General features: G+C 36.3%; 15 protein-coding genes. All 15 read right to left on the reverse strand.

Going from position 1 to position 16,844, the window contains the following annotated elements:
- The 15 genes from OD90_RS10770 to rplM all read right to left on the reverse strand — a co-directional run bounded on the left by OD90_RS10770 (position 1) and on the right by rplM (position 16,719).
- Entirely contained in the window at positions 1–489 is a 489-nt protein-coding gene (locus OD90_RS10770; RefSeq protein WP_144669175.1) for a hypothetical protein, read from the reverse strand.
- Positions 486–2,291, reverse strand: a complete 1,806-nt coding sequence (locus tag OD90_RS10775) for a sodium:solute symporter family protein (RefSeq protein WP_144669176.1) — start codon at positions 2,289–2,291, stop codon at positions 486–488. The genes OD90_RS10770 and OD90_RS10775 overlap by 4 nt, the downstream gene beginning before the upstream one ends.
- Positions 2,292–2,720: 429 nt before the next feature.
- Positions 2,721–3,350: a response regulator transcription factor gene (locus OD90_RS10780; RefSeq protein WP_144669177.1), complete on the reverse strand. Its 630-nt coding sequence runs from the start codon at positions 3,348–3,350 to the stop codon at positions 2,721–2,723.
- Positions 3,347–4,132, reverse strand: a complete 786-nt coding sequence (locus tag OD90_RS10785; protein WP_144669178.1) for a sensor histidine kinase — start codon at positions 4,130–4,132, stop codon at positions 3,347–3,349. Before OD90_RS10785 ends, OD90_RS10780 begins: the two co-directional genes overlap by 4 nt.
- Before the next feature lie 117 nt (positions 4,133–4,249).
- Positions 4,250–4,906 (reverse strand): hypothetical protein, encoded by a 657-nt coding sequence (locus OD90_RS10790; protein ID WP_144669179.1) that lies wholly within the window; start codon positions 4,904–4,906, stop codon positions 4,250–4,252.
- Between the two features lie 20 nt (positions 4,907–4,926).
- Positions 4,927–5,553 carry a hypothetical protein gene (locus tag OD90_RS10795; RefSeq protein ID WP_144669180.1) on the reverse strand — a complete coding sequence of 209 codons (627 nt, stop codon included), beginning with the start codon at positions 5,551–5,553 and terminating at the stop codon, positions 4,927–4,929.
- 219 nt (positions 5,554–5,772) lie between these two features.
- Entirely contained in the window at positions 5,773–7,215 is a 1,443-nt protein-coding gene (asnS, locus tag OD90_RS10800; RefSeq protein WP_144669181.1) for an asparagine--tRNA ligase, read from the reverse strand.
- 372 nt (positions 7,216–7,587) lie between these two features.
- Positions 7,588–10,005: an efflux RND transporter permease subunit gene (locus tag OD90_RS10805; protein ID WP_144669182.1), complete on the reverse strand. Its 2,418-nt coding sequence runs from the start codon at positions 10,003–10,005 to the stop codon at positions 7,588–7,590.
- A gap of 100 nt (positions 10,006–10,105) precedes the next feature.
- Complete coding sequence (locus OD90_RS10810) at positions 10,106–12,226, reverse strand: DUF5686 family protein (protein WP_186434750.1); 2,121 nt, start codon at positions 12,224–12,226, stop codon at positions 10,106–10,108.
- 74 nt (positions 12,227–12,300) lie between these two features.
- Positions 12,301–12,858, reverse strand: a complete 558-nt coding sequence (frr, locus tag OD90_RS10815) for a ribosome recycling factor (RefSeq protein WP_144669183.1) — start codon at positions 12,856–12,858, stop codon at positions 12,301–12,303.
- A gap of 51 nt (positions 12,859–12,909) precedes the next feature.
- The gene (gene pyrH, locus OD90_RS10820) at positions 12,910–13,614 is read right to left on the reverse strand and encodes a UMP kinase (protein WP_144669696.1); all 705 of its coding nucleotides are present in this window, start codon (positions 13,612–13,614) and stop codon (positions 12,910–12,912) included.
- A 198-nt stretch (positions 13,615–13,812) separates the two neighbouring features.
- Complete coding sequence (tsf, locus tag OD90_RS10825; protein ID WP_144669184.1) at positions 13,813–14,778, reverse strand: translation elongation factor Ts; 966 nt, start codon at positions 14,776–14,778, stop codon at positions 13,813–13,815.
- Positions 14,779–14,867: 89 nt separating this feature from the next.
- Complete coding sequence (rpsB, locus tag OD90_RS10830) at positions 14,868–15,668, reverse strand: 30S ribosomal protein S2 (protein ID WP_144669185.1); 801 nt, start codon at positions 15,666–15,668, stop codon at positions 14,868–14,870.
- A 209-nt stretch (positions 15,669–15,877) separates the two neighbouring features.
- Positions 15,878–16,264, reverse strand: coding sequence for a 30S ribosomal protein S9 (gene rpsI, locus OD90_RS10835; RefSeq protein ID WP_144669186.1), 387 nt, complete (start codon positions 16,262–16,264; stop codon positions 15,878–15,880).
- Complete coding sequence (gene rplM / locus OD90_RS10840; RefSeq protein WP_144669187.1) at positions 16,264–16,719, reverse strand: 50S ribosomal protein L13; 456 nt, start codon at positions 16,717–16,719, stop codon at positions 16,264–16,266. The genes rpsI and rplM overlap by 1 nt, the downstream gene beginning before the upstream one ends.
- Between the last annotated feature and the right edge of the window lie 125 nt (positions 16,720–16,844).

The raw sequence follows: 16,844 nt of genomic DNA on the forward strand, positions 1-16,844 counted from the left end.
TTAATTATTTTGAGGTTGGAGTTGGTGTAATAGCCGTACCCCTTGTTCTGTTTTTTCAATAAGGTAGGAAGTGCTTTTTCCTTGATAAAATTCAGGGTATTTAGCGCTTTGTTTACGCTTTCGCGAAAGCAATTCTATTATAAATAAGTCATCTACAGTTTCAGTAACGTAGAGTTGATATATTGATCTTTGCTTGTCACCAGCTTTTTTAAAAGATTTTAAGGTACTAGGATTATATAGAAAATCACCATAGAAGTTTGAAAATTGCTGATTTATAAATCTTGTGATCTCTCCATCTAACCAAAAGGCGTAGGCTTGATTTCTGAAGCTTACCGTCTTTTTGCCAGTTGCAAATTGAGTAGTTGCAAAAGCTGGTTGCGTGGCTCTGATTTGAGCTATCGCATGCTCATAAATTTCACTGGTTTCTTGAGCAGTTATCAACTGTGAATAAAAAAATATACAGATAATGAGAACTACTTTTTTTATCATGAAATATGTTTTTTTATTTTTTTCCATATCGTCCATAGGGCAAATCCAGCAATGATTGTAAAGCTCAACGCAATACTTCCATTTTTTAAATTCCCATATAGAAAATAGCCAGTCGTAAAGAGTGCTCCATATACAAAAACACATCCCAAAAGCATTGCCAGTATACCTTGTGGAACGCTCCATTCAATACTGATGTCTGCTTTGTCTTCTGGTGATAGTTGATCAATCACTTTTTTCCAGCCAGGACCTCCTGGGGAAGTCCGTTTGTAAAATCTGGTAAGTGTCGCTTGTGTTTCTGGTTGTGTAAGAAAGGTCACCACTAGCCAAATAATAGATGTAATAAGTACAATAAAAGGAAATTGATAGTAGCCAGGCATAAGGGCATTTTCTCCAAAGAGATATGTACCTAGTGGAGTAAAAGTGAGTATCATAGATAGCGTTCCAGATGCAAACATGGCACTTATTTCTGTCCAAGCGTTGATGCGCCACCAAAACCATCTCAGAATGAATATGAGTCCTGTACCAGCCCCAAACATAATGATGATATTAAACAACTGTAGCGCATTTTGTAGGGCTAAGGCCATAAGTGCACTTATAATCATTAAAATAATAGTAGATAGTCTCGCGACGTATACTTGTTGATTTTCTGACGCTTTTGGGTTTACCTGTGCTTTATAAAAGTCATTTACAACATAAGAAGCTCCCCAGTTAAGATGCGTAGAAATAGTACTCATAAATGCTGCTGCCAAGGATGCCAAAACTACTCCTAATAGGCCGCTAGGTAACTTAGTTAACATAGCGGAGTATGCGAGATCTTGACCTAGTTTATCGTCAGAAATGTGAGGAAAGGCCGTTTGAATACTCTCTAAATTTGGGAATACAATGAGCGATGCAAGTGCAACTAAAATCCAAGGCCATGGTCGTAATGCGATATGCATAAAATTAAAGAAAAAAGTAGCTCCAATAGCGTGACTTTCATCCTTAGCAGCAAGCATACGTTGTGCCACATAACCACCACCACCAGGTTCACCGCCAGGATACCAACTACTCCACCACTGCACAGCGATGGGAATTATAAAAAGTGTTATGAGCAGCTCTTTTTCGTTTACACTGGGTATAAATGCAAGTTTATCTACCACGTTGGGATGTGCTACAAGATTTCCAAGACCACCTACTTCTGGTAAATTTATGATGTAATAAGCAGCACCTATAGCGCCAGCCATTGCCACGAAGAACAAAATAAAGTCCGTGTATACCACCCCTTTAAAACCTCCAATCGTACTAAATAATAGTGTGATTGCTCCTGCAATTGTTATAGTGATCCATCCTTCGAGACCCAGCATCACTTCACCTATTTTTATAGCCGCTAGCATTACACCAGCCATGGCAAACATATTAAAAAACACACCGAGGTAAATTGCTCTAAATCCTCTTAAAAATCTAGCGGGCTTCCCGCCATATCTAAGTTCGTAAAATTCGATGTCTGTTTTTACATTGGATTTTCTCCATAGTTTTGCGTAGACAAAAACGGTAAGTAAACCTGTAATTAAAAATGCCCACCATACCCAGTTACCAGCAACCCCATTTGTACGTACGATATCTGTTACAAGATTTGGTGTATCAGTAGAAAATGTTGTAGCAACCATAGAAAGGCCTAATAACCACCATGGCATATTACGACCTGAAAGAAAAAATTGATTGGTGCTTTTTCCTGCAGATCGGCCCATATAGAGCCCCACTCCTAGAATTACTGTAAATAAAGCAATGATTATTGTTAAGTCAAGGATTGATAGATTGATCATATAATTTTGGTTTGAGCCTTTGTAATTCTTTGTGTGGAGAAAGATACTAATAAGCACTCAAAACTACGCGCTAGATTGAAGCGATACGCTTTCGCGAAAGCATAATTTGAATATAAACTGAAATGGATAAAAAAAGGAACAGCAGTTTATTTAACAAGACTGATCTGTTGTCGCTTTAAGGTAAAAACTAAACGATCATTGTATTTTTTATGAGCGCGACATAGTTGCTAAAGCAGTAACTTGATAATCTTATATAGGGCATTTGCCCCCTAGAATTAGCATTATTTTCTAATTAGATCACTCAAACTTTACTCTAATTTTGAAAGTAACAACTTGCCAGTCGAATAATTTAAGGTTTGATTGCAAGCAGGAAGCTTTTGGGAGAAGGCTCCCTTTTTTTAAGCTTACTGAAAATTAACAAGTTTAATTCTATGGTTTAAACAAACCATTTTTGAGTGCATAGATGACTAAACCAGTGCGGTTTTTAAGGTGAAGCTTTGCAAAGACACTATCTCTATAGCCTTGTACTGTCTTAGGGCTTAAAAACATAACCTCTGCTATTTCATTATAAGTCATCTCTGTACATGCATGCTTAATAAACTCTATTTCTCGATCTCGTAAAGCATCTATATTGTGACCATCTAATGATTTTACTAGGAGCTGGCTCACTGTATTTGAATGATAATAACCATTTGTAGCAATTTCATTTAAGGCATTTTCTAATACTGATTTTTCTGTGTCCTTAAGTAAATATCCTTTTGCGCCCGCTCGTATCATTTTCAAAATGGTGTGATCATCTTCTTCTACAGATAATGCAAGTACTAGCATCTCGGGAAAGTTCTCTCTTAGATAAGCTGTTGTTTCAATGCCATCCATAATAGGCATATTGACATCCATTAAAACAATGTCAGGTCTTTTATTTTCAAACCGGATTTGATCTATAAACTCTTGTCCATTTTTACAGGTGTATAGTACTTCAAAATCGTTAAAAGAATTTACCAAGCTGCTTATTGCCTGACTTAATAATGTATGATCATCTACTATTACAATTTTTTTCATACCGTTTGTGGTTTGTAAGTAAGGTTAATAATAGTTCCTTCTCCTAGTTGCGAGTTATATTCAATGTTAGCCCCTATTAATTTTACTCTCGTTTCTATATTAGTGAGACCAATGCCGTTTTTTGCACGCGCTGCTTCATAGTCAAACCCTACGCCATTATCTTTTATAATAACGTGCAAGGTGTCGTTTTTATACACAATAAGCACGTCTAGATTTGTTGCTTTAGAGTGTTTTATAGTATTTGTAAACAGTTCTTGTAAAATTCTAAAAATTATGATTTGAATTTTTTTATCAATGGTTATTGGAGTACCAGATATTTCTAAAGTGGGTATAAGGTATGCCATACGGTTAAACCGTTCAAGTTCAAGATCAATAGCTTCTGGAAGAGACATATTCTTGAGTGCTTCAGGATTAATGAGCTTAGATAAAGCTCTAATCTCTGTCAATCCTTTTCCTATGGTTGCGGCTGCTTCGTTGAGATCTTTCTGACTGCCTCCACAATTTTGAGTTTGAATTTTTGCAAGCGTAAGTAGTTGACCTATGTTATCGTGTAATTCCCAACTAATATTGCGTAAGGTCTCTTCTCTAATTTCTATTTGTGTTTCTGCAATCTCTTTTTCAAATCTTTTTTTTGCTTGTTCTTTTTCGATTAACAAGGTGTTTTTACGTTTCATAAACACAGAAAACAATACTATAACTATAACAAGTAGTAATAGCAATATAGTGATTGCTACGAGCACTATAAATAAAGTGCCGTTATCTTGATTTTGACTGCTAATCATAATACATTTTGGGGCTCTAATTTAGAGAATGTAAGATACTCAATACGTAAGAGTTTTCCGATAGGGCATTCGCCCCTAAAACTGAGATGTATTCACAAGAGTGATACTTAGTTAAAATTACTTATTCTCAAATTCACTACTTGAGGCTTCTTTTGTACTTATAATAAAGCCAAGCGAGAAGATGGAGTACATAAGTATTACTACAATAGCCATTAGATAACTTAACCCTAAAGAAGTAGAATCTTCACTAACATAAAAAGTTCTAGCCACCAATATAACTGGTGATGCTACAAAAAATAAAGCAAACCCTAATAAAAAGTAGGTGAATAGTTGCCGAAATGGATTTGTAGTTATATTAGATTGAAACTGGTTACTAATATAAAGGGAAAAGGATATTACACATATTAAAGGTCCTAAAGTTTTTGAAACAAGCCATACTTCGTATGATCCTTTGTAAATGAATTCTATTATAAATATCAACAAAGACAAGAAAAATAAGGTAATTGATGTGCTTTTCAATTTGTCTATATCAATTTTTTTATAGGTAATCCATAAAACGTAGTTTACTGTAATAAAGCTATACAGATTAACCAATTGGAAGTTCAGAAGACCAGCTTGTTTCAAATAAATAATCACCATCTCGTTTATAAATACATACCATAAATAGACTACAAAAAACTTAAGATTTGCTTCTTTAATTTTTTTATAATAAAGTGTAGCTCCTACTGCACATAGTAGCTCTGTTAAATAGGCTATTAATAGTAGCGTATTCATGTGGTAGATTATGTTAGCTATTAATGATAATCATTTGGATCGTTTGGTTTTGGTGGTGGTGGCCATCCAAGCTCATCACCAGCTAGACTTTGTGTATCACCTGTCTGCAGTATAAGATTAGCTCCTTTTGGGATTTTGTTGTCTAATACACTACCCACAGTAATCGCGGTTTTTTTACCATCGAGATTTGTATGTATAGCATAAGAGATATCACCTTCTATGCCTTTAAAAGGTTTTACTGGATTCATGTACACAGTTTCCCTACCAGGCTTTCCTTTTTTAGGTTTTGTAGCCCCAAAGTAGATACGCAATCCTGTAGGTTTTACACCAGCTGCCTTAGATTCTTGATCTATAAAAGCGATATAAGCTTTCATTTTTTCATAATCTGCCGTGACAAACCGTGTAGCTTCGTACGGCTTCTCAAGACCTTCAAAAACTTCATTTACTCCATTTTCTATAAACGGTGCACGGCTCCTGCCGTAGGTTTTGTAAAGACTATCTGCAGACTGCACTGTAATAATATTATCGGGTGCAGGAATAGCCTCTGGATGTTCTGTAGGTGGGGCTTCTTTATCTGGAAGCTCTTCACAAGAGAAAAAAAGTAATGCACTGCAACCTAAAATGGACAGTAGTTTTAATGTTTTCATAAAATTGTTAATTTGATTGGTTAATTAATGGTTCTAAGATAGTAATTTACAAGTATACCATCATTTACCAGTTTGAGGTAGGGGCAAATGACCCAATTTAAAATTCTGAGGGTATAGGCGCTTGCTTGTTCTATTGAAAGTAAAATATCCAAAGTATGTACATACTTTGGATATTTTTTATGGGGTTGCGCTTTCGCGAAAGCGGTGAAAAATCTGATATTAAAACGCTGCACTACCAGGAAAACGAGGATACGGTATTACGTCACGTATATTTGTCATGCCAGTTACAAATAGTACTAAACGTTCAAAACCTAGTCCAAAACCACTGTGAGTACAAGTCCCAAATTTACGAGTGTCGAGGTACCAAGAAAGCTCTTCTTCTGAAATATCTAGCGCCTTCATTTTCTCTTTAAGAACATCAAGGCGTTCTTCACGTTGAGATCCACCTACCATCTCACCTATGCCAGGGAAAAGTACGTCCATAGCACGCACGGTTTTTCCATCTTCATTGAGACGCATATAAAAAGCTTTAATATTTGCTGGGTAATCAAATAAAATAACAGGACGTTTAAAGTGTTTTTCTACTAAAAAGCGTTCATGCTCAGACTGTAAGTCTGCCCCCCATTCGTTAATAGGGAATTTAAATTTCTTCTTTTTATTAGGTTTACTATTACGTAAGATGTCTATTGCTTCTGTATAACTTACACGCTTAAAATTATTTTCTACAATAAATTTAAGCTTGTCACGCAGCGCCATAGGCGCACGCTCTGCTTCTGGTTTACTTTTATCTTCTTGGATTAATCTGTTTTCTAGAAATTCGAGATCATCTTCACAATTTTCTAACGCGTAGTTAATTACGTATTTTATAAAATCTTCTGCCACATCCATATTGCCAGCCAGGTCGCAAAAAGCCATTTCTGGTTCAATCATCCAGAATTCTGCAAGGTGACGAGAAGTGTTACTATTTTCTGCTCTAAACGTAGGGCCAAAAGTATAAATCTTACCAAGACCTAGTGCATAGGTTTCTCCTTCTAATTGGCCAGAAACAGTAAGGTTTGTTTCCTTCCCAAAGAAATCTTTGCTGTAATCTATTTTACCGTCCTCTGTTTTAGGTAAGTTTTCAGGATCTAGTGCGCTTACGCGAAACATTTCACCTGCTCCCTCTGCATCACTCCCTGTAATAATAGGTGTATGTGCATAGAAATATCCATTCTTATTAAAATATTCGTGTACAGCAAATGAAAGCTTAGAGCGTAAACGCATTACAGCGCCAAAGGTATTTGTACGCACTCTTAAATGTGCTTGCTCACGTAATTTCTCTAGACTATGACGTTTAGGAGAAAGAATGGTAAGTTTAACCTCCTCAGGATCTGCATCACCTTCAATTTGTATTTCCTGAGTCTTTATCTCGACGCGCTGTCCACCCCCTTGGCTTTCCTCAAGGGTGCCTTTAATTACTACAGCGGCGCCCACAGTAATTCGCTTAAGTAAGGCTGGGTCTGTATTTTCAAAATCAACAACACACTGTAAATTCTTAATGGTAGAACCGTCATTAAGTGCTACAAACTGGTTTGCGCGAAAAGATCGTACCCATCCCTTCACAGTAAATTGTTGATGAATTGCTTCACTTTCCAGCAAATCAACTATTGGTGTATGTGTCATTGTTATGATTTTTTATCGTTTTATGGGAGAAGGCAAATATAAAAGTTGTTTTAAAAATTACCATTGTAAACCTCCGCAAATGTGACGTTCTTTTAGTAAGACTACATCAGTATTTATAAGCGCTCATAATTGAGATTTGTTTAATGTTGTATGCTGAGTTGTGTGTGGCTAAAAAAGCTTTGAGTAATTTTAATTTTATGACAGATTTCTATAAAATACCCAGTAGTGGGTATTTTATAGAAATCTGACTAACAGTATATTTGAATAATAAACCATTGAGAATTTTGGGGGAAATATTGGTGGTTTCTACAATTCCTGCTGGAAACGGCAGGAATTTTATTTAGTATATCTCCTCAAAATTTTTGATTTTTTTCATATCTGAGATTTAGTATCAGATGGCTCATCATCATCATCACCATCTCTCTCAACAATTTGAAGTGAGGGTTCTTTAAAAGTTTCTTTGTTTGCAATGTCTTTTTCTAATGAAAGTAATAATGAAGGAAGTAGCAATAAATTAGCAAGCATCGCAAAAAGTAGCGTAGCGCTTACTAAACCTCCCAAAGCTACAGTACCTCCAAAACTAGAGATCATAAAGACCGAAAAACCAAAAAATAGAACAATAGATGTGTAAAACATACTCACTCCTGTTTCTCTTAAAGCTCCGTAAACAGATTTTTTTATTTTCCACTTATTAGCCTTGAGCTCTTGTCTATACTTTGCTAGAAAATGTATGGTGTCATCTACAGAAATTCCGAAGGCGATACTAAAAACCAAAATTGTTGAAGGTTTGATAGGTACGCCTATAAAACCCATCATCCCTGCGGTAACAAGTAATGGTAACAAGTTGGGTACTAGAGATACGATGATCATGCGCAAAGATTTAAACATCCAAGCCATAAATAGTGCAATTAAGAGTATAGCGAGTGATAGACTTATTACCAGATTCATTACGAGATAATCAGTTCCTTTTTGAAACACAAGTGCTTTACCTGTCATAGTTACATCATAACGATCTTTTGGAAAAAGTTTATCTATTTTCAGTTGGATATTCTCTTCAGCACGCTCCATTTTATCAGTTCCTACATCTTTCATAAAGGTGGTGATACGTGCATATTGCCCCGTGCTATCTACATATGCACCCATAAGATTTTTTTCATTATTAAAGCTTTTTGCGTAAGGAAGAATAAAATTTCGCTCATTACTTGTGGGAAGTTGGTAGTATTTAGGATTCCCATTAAAGTAGGCTTGCTTTGCATATTTTACCAAGTTAACGATAGAAATAGGTGCAGAGAGCTCAGGTTGCTCTTCTATAGTGATGCTAAGCTCGTCCATGCGCTTGAGAGTAGATAGCTTCATAACACCTTGCTTACGCTTAGTATCTATGAGTATTTCTAAAGGCATAATTCCATCAAACTCTTCTTCAAAAAATTTAATATCCTTATAGAAACCTGTTTTTTTAGGCATATCCTCAATGAGAGAGCCAGAAACACGTATTTGATAAATACCTATGATACTTAACGCAAGCAAAAATACACTCGTGATATAAATGGCGATTCTTCTGTTGCGTACCATTTTTTCCATCCAGTTCACAAAACCTTCCATCCAGTTTTTACCTAAATGTTTAAGGTGTTTGTCTTTTGGTGGAGACATGTAGCTATAAATGATAGGTATGATCAATAAACACAATAAGAAAATCGCGATTATATTAATACTTGCAACAACACCGAACTCTTTTAGAAGAGAACTCTCAGTAAGAATAAAGGTGGCAAAACCAGAAGCAGTTGTGATATTAGTCATTAAAGTAGCATTGCCAACTTTTGTAATGACACGTTGTAGCGCTTTTACTTGGTTACCATGATTCTTATATTCTTGCTGGTATTTATTGATAAGAAATATACAATTAGGAATTCCAATCACAATGATAAGAGGAGGGATAAGTGCCGTGAGCACAGTAATCTCATAACCCAATAAACCTAAAAAGCCAAATGCCCACATCACACCTATGATTACTGTAATCATTGATATAAAGGTGGCTCTATAAGACCTAAAGAAAAAGAAGAAAATAAAAGATGTTACTAATAATGCAGCGCCAACAAATAAACCAATTTCATCTACGATATTTTGAGCGTTAAGTGTACGTATGTAAGGCATACCGCTAGTACGCACCTTAATGCCATATTTTTTTTCAAATTGTTTTATTGCAGGAACTAAGTCTTCTACGATAAAATCTCTTCGAGCTGCAGTATTTATTATAGCTTTGTCAAGGTAAATGGCAGAGCGTACCGTTCCAGTTTCTTTATTATAAATAAGGTCTCTATAAAACGGGAGATCATTAAATAATTTCTCCTTATAATTTTTAGCAATTTGAGCAGTAAGTGTACGATTACTCATAAATGGTTCTAGGTCAAAACGCTGGGGATCTTCCATTTTTTTCAAAACTTTCAGATCCTCAAGTGAGAGGGTAAGAGTTACAGCGGGTGACTCAGCAATCTGGGAAGAAAGTGCATTCCATGCAGATAGCATCTTTGGTGTAAACAAGCTGTCATTTTGAATGCCTAGGACAACTAGATTTCCCTCTTCACCAAATTTATCTAGAAAAGCATTGTATTCTAAATTTACTTCATGGTCATCTGGGAGAAGGTTTGCCTCAGTATACGTAAAGCGCATATGCTGCCATTGAAATCCAAGAAAAACAGTTATTCCGGTAATAAGTAGTAGAATAAAGAGCCGGTTACGTAAGATCATACTTGCTATAATCTCCCAGAAACCTCTACTTAAAAATTTTGCCATTGCCTTATCTTAAAAAGTACAAAGATATTGTTTTCAAGAATAGTATGTTTGAGCTGTGTTCGCTTTCGCGAAAGCATACTTATAAGTACAGAATTCGTTCTTACAATTTCAAATTAAATGTAAACTTAAAGGCAAGGTTATCTTCCCAATCTGGCAAGTGGTAGGCTCCATAACGATAGGTGAGGCTAGTACCAAAGCCAAATAGTAATTTATTGATTTCAAAACCAGACTCTGTGTAACCTTTTTTTAAGGACTCAAAGCTGGTGTCAAGGTGATCTTCAGGCCGACTTATATCACCTATTGCAAAGCGCGAAATGAAAACCAGTTCTGGTTTAAAATTATGACTTATATTAAAGGGGCGTAGTCTGTGTTTGATTTGGGCTGTAATAAGCTTATCAGAAAAAAACTCACCAAAGTACATCGTTTCAAAACTATTGACACCAGCGACTGAAAATCGCTGTAAGATCGTTTCTTTTGTGGGTGCATTTGGATACGCATGGAATAGATGTGTGAGTGGAATGTCTCCAAATCCAATATTTCCTTCAACCAAAAATTCTGTTGCAGATTTATTTAATCTGTCAAAACGATAATATGCTTTTGCACCTAATCGCGTAAAGGATAAATCACCTCCTAACCCTCTAACAGCTTGTGAAATTTGTCCAGAAAAAATAGGGTACCCTTCATAAACGGGTAGGACATCACTTTCTGTTTTTAGGTATTTATTAGAGGGACTCCACCTAAATGCGGCTGTGGCCTCTGTAACATCATAATTACGTATAATTGTCCCGTTATGATTGTATCTATAGGGATTTACTTGATCGATGCGCCTATTTGAAATTTGAAATTCTGTGAGCATTCGTGGTGTGAGCCTATACTCTAAATTTACACGTGAAGTTCTATGTTTATAGAATTGAGTTATATTTACTAGACGAGGTTCAAATAGGGAATACACACGTCTGTCTGTGAGGTATGAAAAATTACCTACTTCTTCAATATCGCTATTAAAGGTTCCAGAAAGCCACATTCCTGTATCTGGGTGCAGTAAATACCCGCCACCTAATCCATATTTAAAATTTTTATCCTTAAAGCCATAAGCTCCATAACCTTCTACTCTAAATCTCTCAGAAAATGCAGCATTTGTCACGCCTCCAAGACCTAAACGTAGTCCTTCGTAGTTGTTAAATTTAACTGGATATGTGAGGTCAAAATCAAAAGCCTCCACGCTAAAGTAGCCTATACTAAAATTATTAATGGTACCTAAACGTCGTTCAATGTTTTCTGCATTAACTATTTTTTCTAATTCTGAAAAACTACGAACATCTTTGTTAGATAGCGAATCTACACGATATGACCGCCAGAATGTTTCATTCTTATTGTTTGCCTCAGGTTCAAATGTAATGGCATAATTTGTTGAAGGGATATTAATGACTTGGTTTACTTTATAACCTGTCATTTCTGTTGTCGAAATTAAGAATTTCCGATTAACCATATCCTCAAGGACTTCTGTCTCTATGGTTCCTATCGATATTCTTCCACCAAAAAAAGATAATTTTCTATTATCGCTGCCTTTATCTAAAAATAGTTCCCTATTTGATGGGACATAAACCCGCGCGTCTTTTAAATAAGTATAGCGTTGATTGAGTTGTATATTCAGTTTATCATATATGATAACGTTGATGTCCTTAAGGGCATACGTTTTTTTATCGAGTACCATTTGGCCAGTAAGTCCAGGAACACGCTTCGGTTTTTTTGGGGAAAAGGCGATTAAATAATCACCTTCTTCTGTTGTGCTTACAACTTGATAATTGTAATTATCTAATCCTCTTTTAGAAAGTATACCTGCATATTTCGTATTAAAAATGACAAAATAGTGATCATAAAAAGATCGAGATTGGACATTTACAGCAAACACTTCATAGCGGGGTTTCTCAAATCCAGCTAACTGATATCCTATAATTTTTTCTGTAAAGCGATCTTCATCTGTATATTGAAATTTACTCACTTTTTCAGAAAAAAAGCTGTGAGTACTTCCGTTAAGACTATCTGTTATTACCGTCTTTTCGTATGCTCTGTAGGTGTAATTGTCTAAAACCTCTCTTGGATCATTCAGAGTTCTATTTACAATAGCTTGACTTACAATCTCAGAGGCAGAGGAAGATGACGTCTGTGAGTAAGAGAACGCACTAAGCAAAAAAAACATAAAAGAAAAGAACTTTGCCATACATTCAGTTGAGACGTAAATGTATTAAAAAAGCGACCTAAGGTCGCTTTTTTTGTATTTGTTTAACGTCTGTATTATACAGTCATAATCTCTGCTTCTTTAGTATTAAGGACATCTTCAATTTTTTTAATATGTGCGTCCGTAAGCTTTTGAATGTCTAATTCAGCATTTGCTTTTTCATCTTCAGAGGCGTCGTCAACCTTTTTGATATCATTATTTGCTTGCTTTCGGTCATTTCGCACTCCTACTTTAGAGTCTTCTGCTTCACTTTTAGCTTGTTTAACAAGATCTTTACGACGCTCCTCTGTAAGTGGCGGGACATTTATTATAATGCTCTCCCCATTATTCATAGGGTTGAAACCAAGGTTTGCGTTAATAATAGATTTTTCAATTTCTGGGATTAAATTCTTTTCCCAAGGTTGTACTGAGATGGTTCTTCCGTCTGGTGTAACAACATTTGCCACCTGGCTTAGTGGTGTAGGACTCCCATAGTAATCTACCATTACTCCTTGCAACATTGCAGGGCTTGCTTTACCAGCACGTATCGTTAATAATCTTTTGCCTAAGTGTGTAATGGCATTATCCATTGCTTCCTTAGCTGTATCTATGATAAATTTTAAATCTTCGTTCATTAGTTTAATATTGTAGTCACAAGTTTACAAAAATCGATCCAATTTTAGACATTACTTTACGGTTGTCCCCACTGCGTCTCCAGAAACAACCTTCATAAGGTTACCTCTTTTATTCATGTCAAACACAATAATAGGAAGCTCATTCTCTTGACTTAATGTGAAAGCAGTGGTGTCCATAACTTTAAGTCCCTTTCTCAACACGTCATCAAAAGAGATATGATCGTACTTGATAGCTTCTTTATCTTTCTCAGGGTCAGCATTATAGATCCCATCTACGCGTGTGCCTTTTAAGATAACATCTGCCTCTATTTCTATCGCTCTAAGTACGGCAGCACTATCTGTAGTGAAATAGGGATTACCTGTACCCCCACCAAATATTACAACGCGTCCTTTGTTGAGGTGAGCCATCGCTTTACGACGTATAAATGGCTCTGCCACTTCATTTATTTTTATAGCAGATTGTAATCTTGTTTTGATGCCATTTTGCTCCATAGCATCTTGTAAAGCTAGGCCATTAATTACCGTAGCGAGCATTCCCATATGATCACTCTGCACGCGATCCATACCTTTTGAAGCGCCAGCAACACCGCGAAAAATATTTCCTCCTCCTATAACAATGGCTACTTCTACACCTTTGTCAATGATCTCTTTAATGTCCTCAGCATATTCTGCTAAGCGTTGAGGGTCTATACCATACTGTCTATCGCCCATTAAGGCCTCGCCAGATAATTTGAGAAGGATTCTTTTATATTTCATAGTAGTGTAAGATTGTGCAAATATAATATATAATGAAGAAGATATTATAGAGATTTTTAGGTTGGCAGAGATAACTTCTTGAGAAAATTTAAATTTCATTGTAATGCCTTATTCCAAACTTTGGGGTATTTCAAATTAATTTTAAACTAAAAACGCCTCCAATTGGAGGCGTTTAGATATTGATAAAGAGGTAAGTAATTATACTAAAGAAACTCTTTTAAATGCAACAACAGTAGCATTACCTTTAGAAGCTACATATTCTGCAACATTCTTACTTTCATCCATGATAAAACGTTGATCAAGTAATGCTTTCTCGTGATCTAAGGTTGTGTTATCTGCAACAAAACGAGCTACTTTTCCAGGTACAATGTTATCCCAGATTTTTTCTGGTTTCCCTTCAGCGGCAAGTTGCTCTTTAATGTCAGCCTCAGCTTTTGCTAGTACTTCTGGAGTAAGCTGTGACATAGAGATATATTGTGGTACGTTCTTTTGAGTTTTCCCAAGACGTCCAAGTTCAATATTTTCTTTTTCGATAGCTGCAATACGTGCTTCTGTTTCTGACGCTACAAAAGCAGAATCAAAATCTTTGTACGAAAGTGTAGACGCTCCCATAGAAGCAACCTGCATAGATACACTCTTAGCAATTTCTTCAGCATTAGCTGTAGCTTCAGAAAGACCTGTAAGAGCACCAATCTTATTACCGTGTACATAAGAACCTACAAATGGCGCTTCTAGTGTTTCATACCCACCAATCTCAATTTTCTCACCTATCACACCAGTTTGCTCAATAAGCTTATCTGCAACAGTCATTCCGTCAAAGTCTGCTGCAAGCATTTCTTCTTTAGAATTTACAGAAAGCGCGATGCCTCCCATTTTATTTGCTAGCTCTACAAAAGAATCATTCTTTGTTACGAAGTCTGTCTCACAGTTAAGTGATACAACAACGCCACGAGTGTTGTCTGCATTTATTTTTGCTACAACAACACCTTCAGAAGAATCTCTATCTGCTCTCTTTTCTGCAACTTTTTGTCCTTTCTTACGAAGTACAGTTACTGCATTATCAAAATCACCTTCTGCTTCAACGAGGGCTTTTTTACAATCCATCATTCCAGCTCCAGTAGCTTCTCTTAATCTTTTTACGTCTGCGGCGGTAATATTTGCCATTATGTATCAGTTTTAAAATTAAAAAAAGTCGTCTATTCAATTTCAATAAAGAAAAGAAGTAGACGACCTTTACGTATTATCTTGTTGATTTACTCTTCTTCTTCACTTGCAGCGACTTTCGCTTTTGGAGCTGCAGCTTTTTTGGTTTTCTTCTCCGCTTTTGGAGCATCATTACCTTCATTGCTAGCATCTTTTCCAGCTTTACGCTCTGCAAGACCTTCAGAAATAGCGTTAGAAACGTATCCTACAATCTTATCGATAGACTTAGAAGCATCATCATTAGATGGGATTAAATAGTCTACTTCTCTTGGATCAGAGTTAGTATCTACCATCGCAAATATTGGAATGTTTAATTTCTGAGCTTCTTTAATCGCGATATGCTCTCTCTTAATATCTACTACAAATAATGCACCTGGAAGGCGAGTCATATCTGCAATAGAACCTAAGTTTTTGTCAAGCTTCTCACGAAGACGATTCATTTGTAGTTTCTCTTTCTTAGAAAGTGTATCAAAACGACCATCTTGTTTCATGCGGTCGATTGTTTGCATTTTCTTAATCGCTTTACGTATCGTGATAAAGTTTGTAAGCATTCCACCAGGCCATCTTTCTGTGATGTACGGCATGTTTGCATTACGCGCTTTTTCAGCTACGATATCTTTAGCTTGTTTTTTGGTAGCTACAAAAAGTATTTTTCTACCAGAAGCAGCAATCTTGTTTAGAGCCTCGCAAGTCTCTTCAATTTTTGCTGCAGTTTTGTAAAGATTGATAATGTGAATCCCATTACGCTCCATATAAATATACGGTGCCATGTTAGGATCCCATCTTCTTGTGAGGTGTCCAAAGTGAACTCCTGCATCAAGCAAATCTTTTATTTCGATGTTGTTTGCCATTTTTGTAATAGTTTACGTTCCGTTGAGAAATTAATAGTAGCAACTCCGAGCTCGTCGGGGTTTAGATGCTAAACTAACCTTGATTCATTTTACTCTTTCGCGAAAGCGAACCAAGCAACGACAACATTTCAATTAATTTTAAATTTAAATAGTAATCAATTCTAATTCTACTCTTTCCAGCTTGCGCCAGATAGGAGTAAAGCGGTATATTAACGCTTTGAGAATTGGAATTTCTTACGTGCTTTCTTCTGACCGAATTTCTTACGCTCTACCATTCTTGGATCACGAGTAAGAAGCCCTTCTGGTTTAAGGATCCCACGGTTTTCTTCGTCTAGTTCACACATTGCTCTAGAAAGAGCAAGTCTGATAGCTTCAGCTTGACCAGTGATACCTCCACCATATACATTTACATTAATGTCAAAGTTCCCTTCATTGTTTGTTAAAACAAGTGGCTGGTTTACTTTGTACTGTAATGTACCTGTAGGAAAGTAGTTGTTCAGTTCCTTTTTGTTTACAGTAATGTTTCCTTTTCCTTCAGAAAGGTAAACACGAGCTACTGCAGTCTTACGACGACCGATTTTGTGTAAAGTCTCCATTACTTAATTTCGTTAAGGTTAATGGTACGTGGCTTCTGCGCTTCCTGCTCGTGCTCTGCTCCTGCATACACTTTAAGGTTGCGGAAGATAGCACTTCCCAATTTGTTTTTTGGTAACATCCCTTTCACGGCAGCTTCTACTACACGTGTTGGATCTTTTTCGTAGAGTTCTCTAGCTGTAAGACTACGTTGCCCACCTGGGTATCCAGTGTGACGGATGTATGATTTTTCCGTCCACTTGTTTCCAGATAATTGCACCTTTGCAGCGTTTATGATAACAACGTTATCTCCACAATCTACATGAGGTGTAAAACTAGGCTTGTACTTACCGCGTAAAAACTTAGCTACGATAGAAGACATACGTCCTAGCGTCTGTCCCTCTGCATCTATCAAAACCCACTCCTTGTTTACGGTAGCTTTGTTTGCAGATACTGTTTTGTAACTTAATGCGTCCACACTAATTAATTTTAATTAAACATTCCATTTCCCGCCTAAAAACGGGTCTGCAAAAGTACAATTATTTTTACAGCTACCAAATAGCTGAGCCACTATATTTTAATGTCTTTTTTATCAACCCTATT

It is taken from the genome of Dokdonia sp. Hel_I_53, assembly GCF_007827465.1.
Lineage (GTDB): Bacteria > Bacteroidota > Bacteroidia > Flavobacteriales > Flavobacteriaceae > Dokdonia.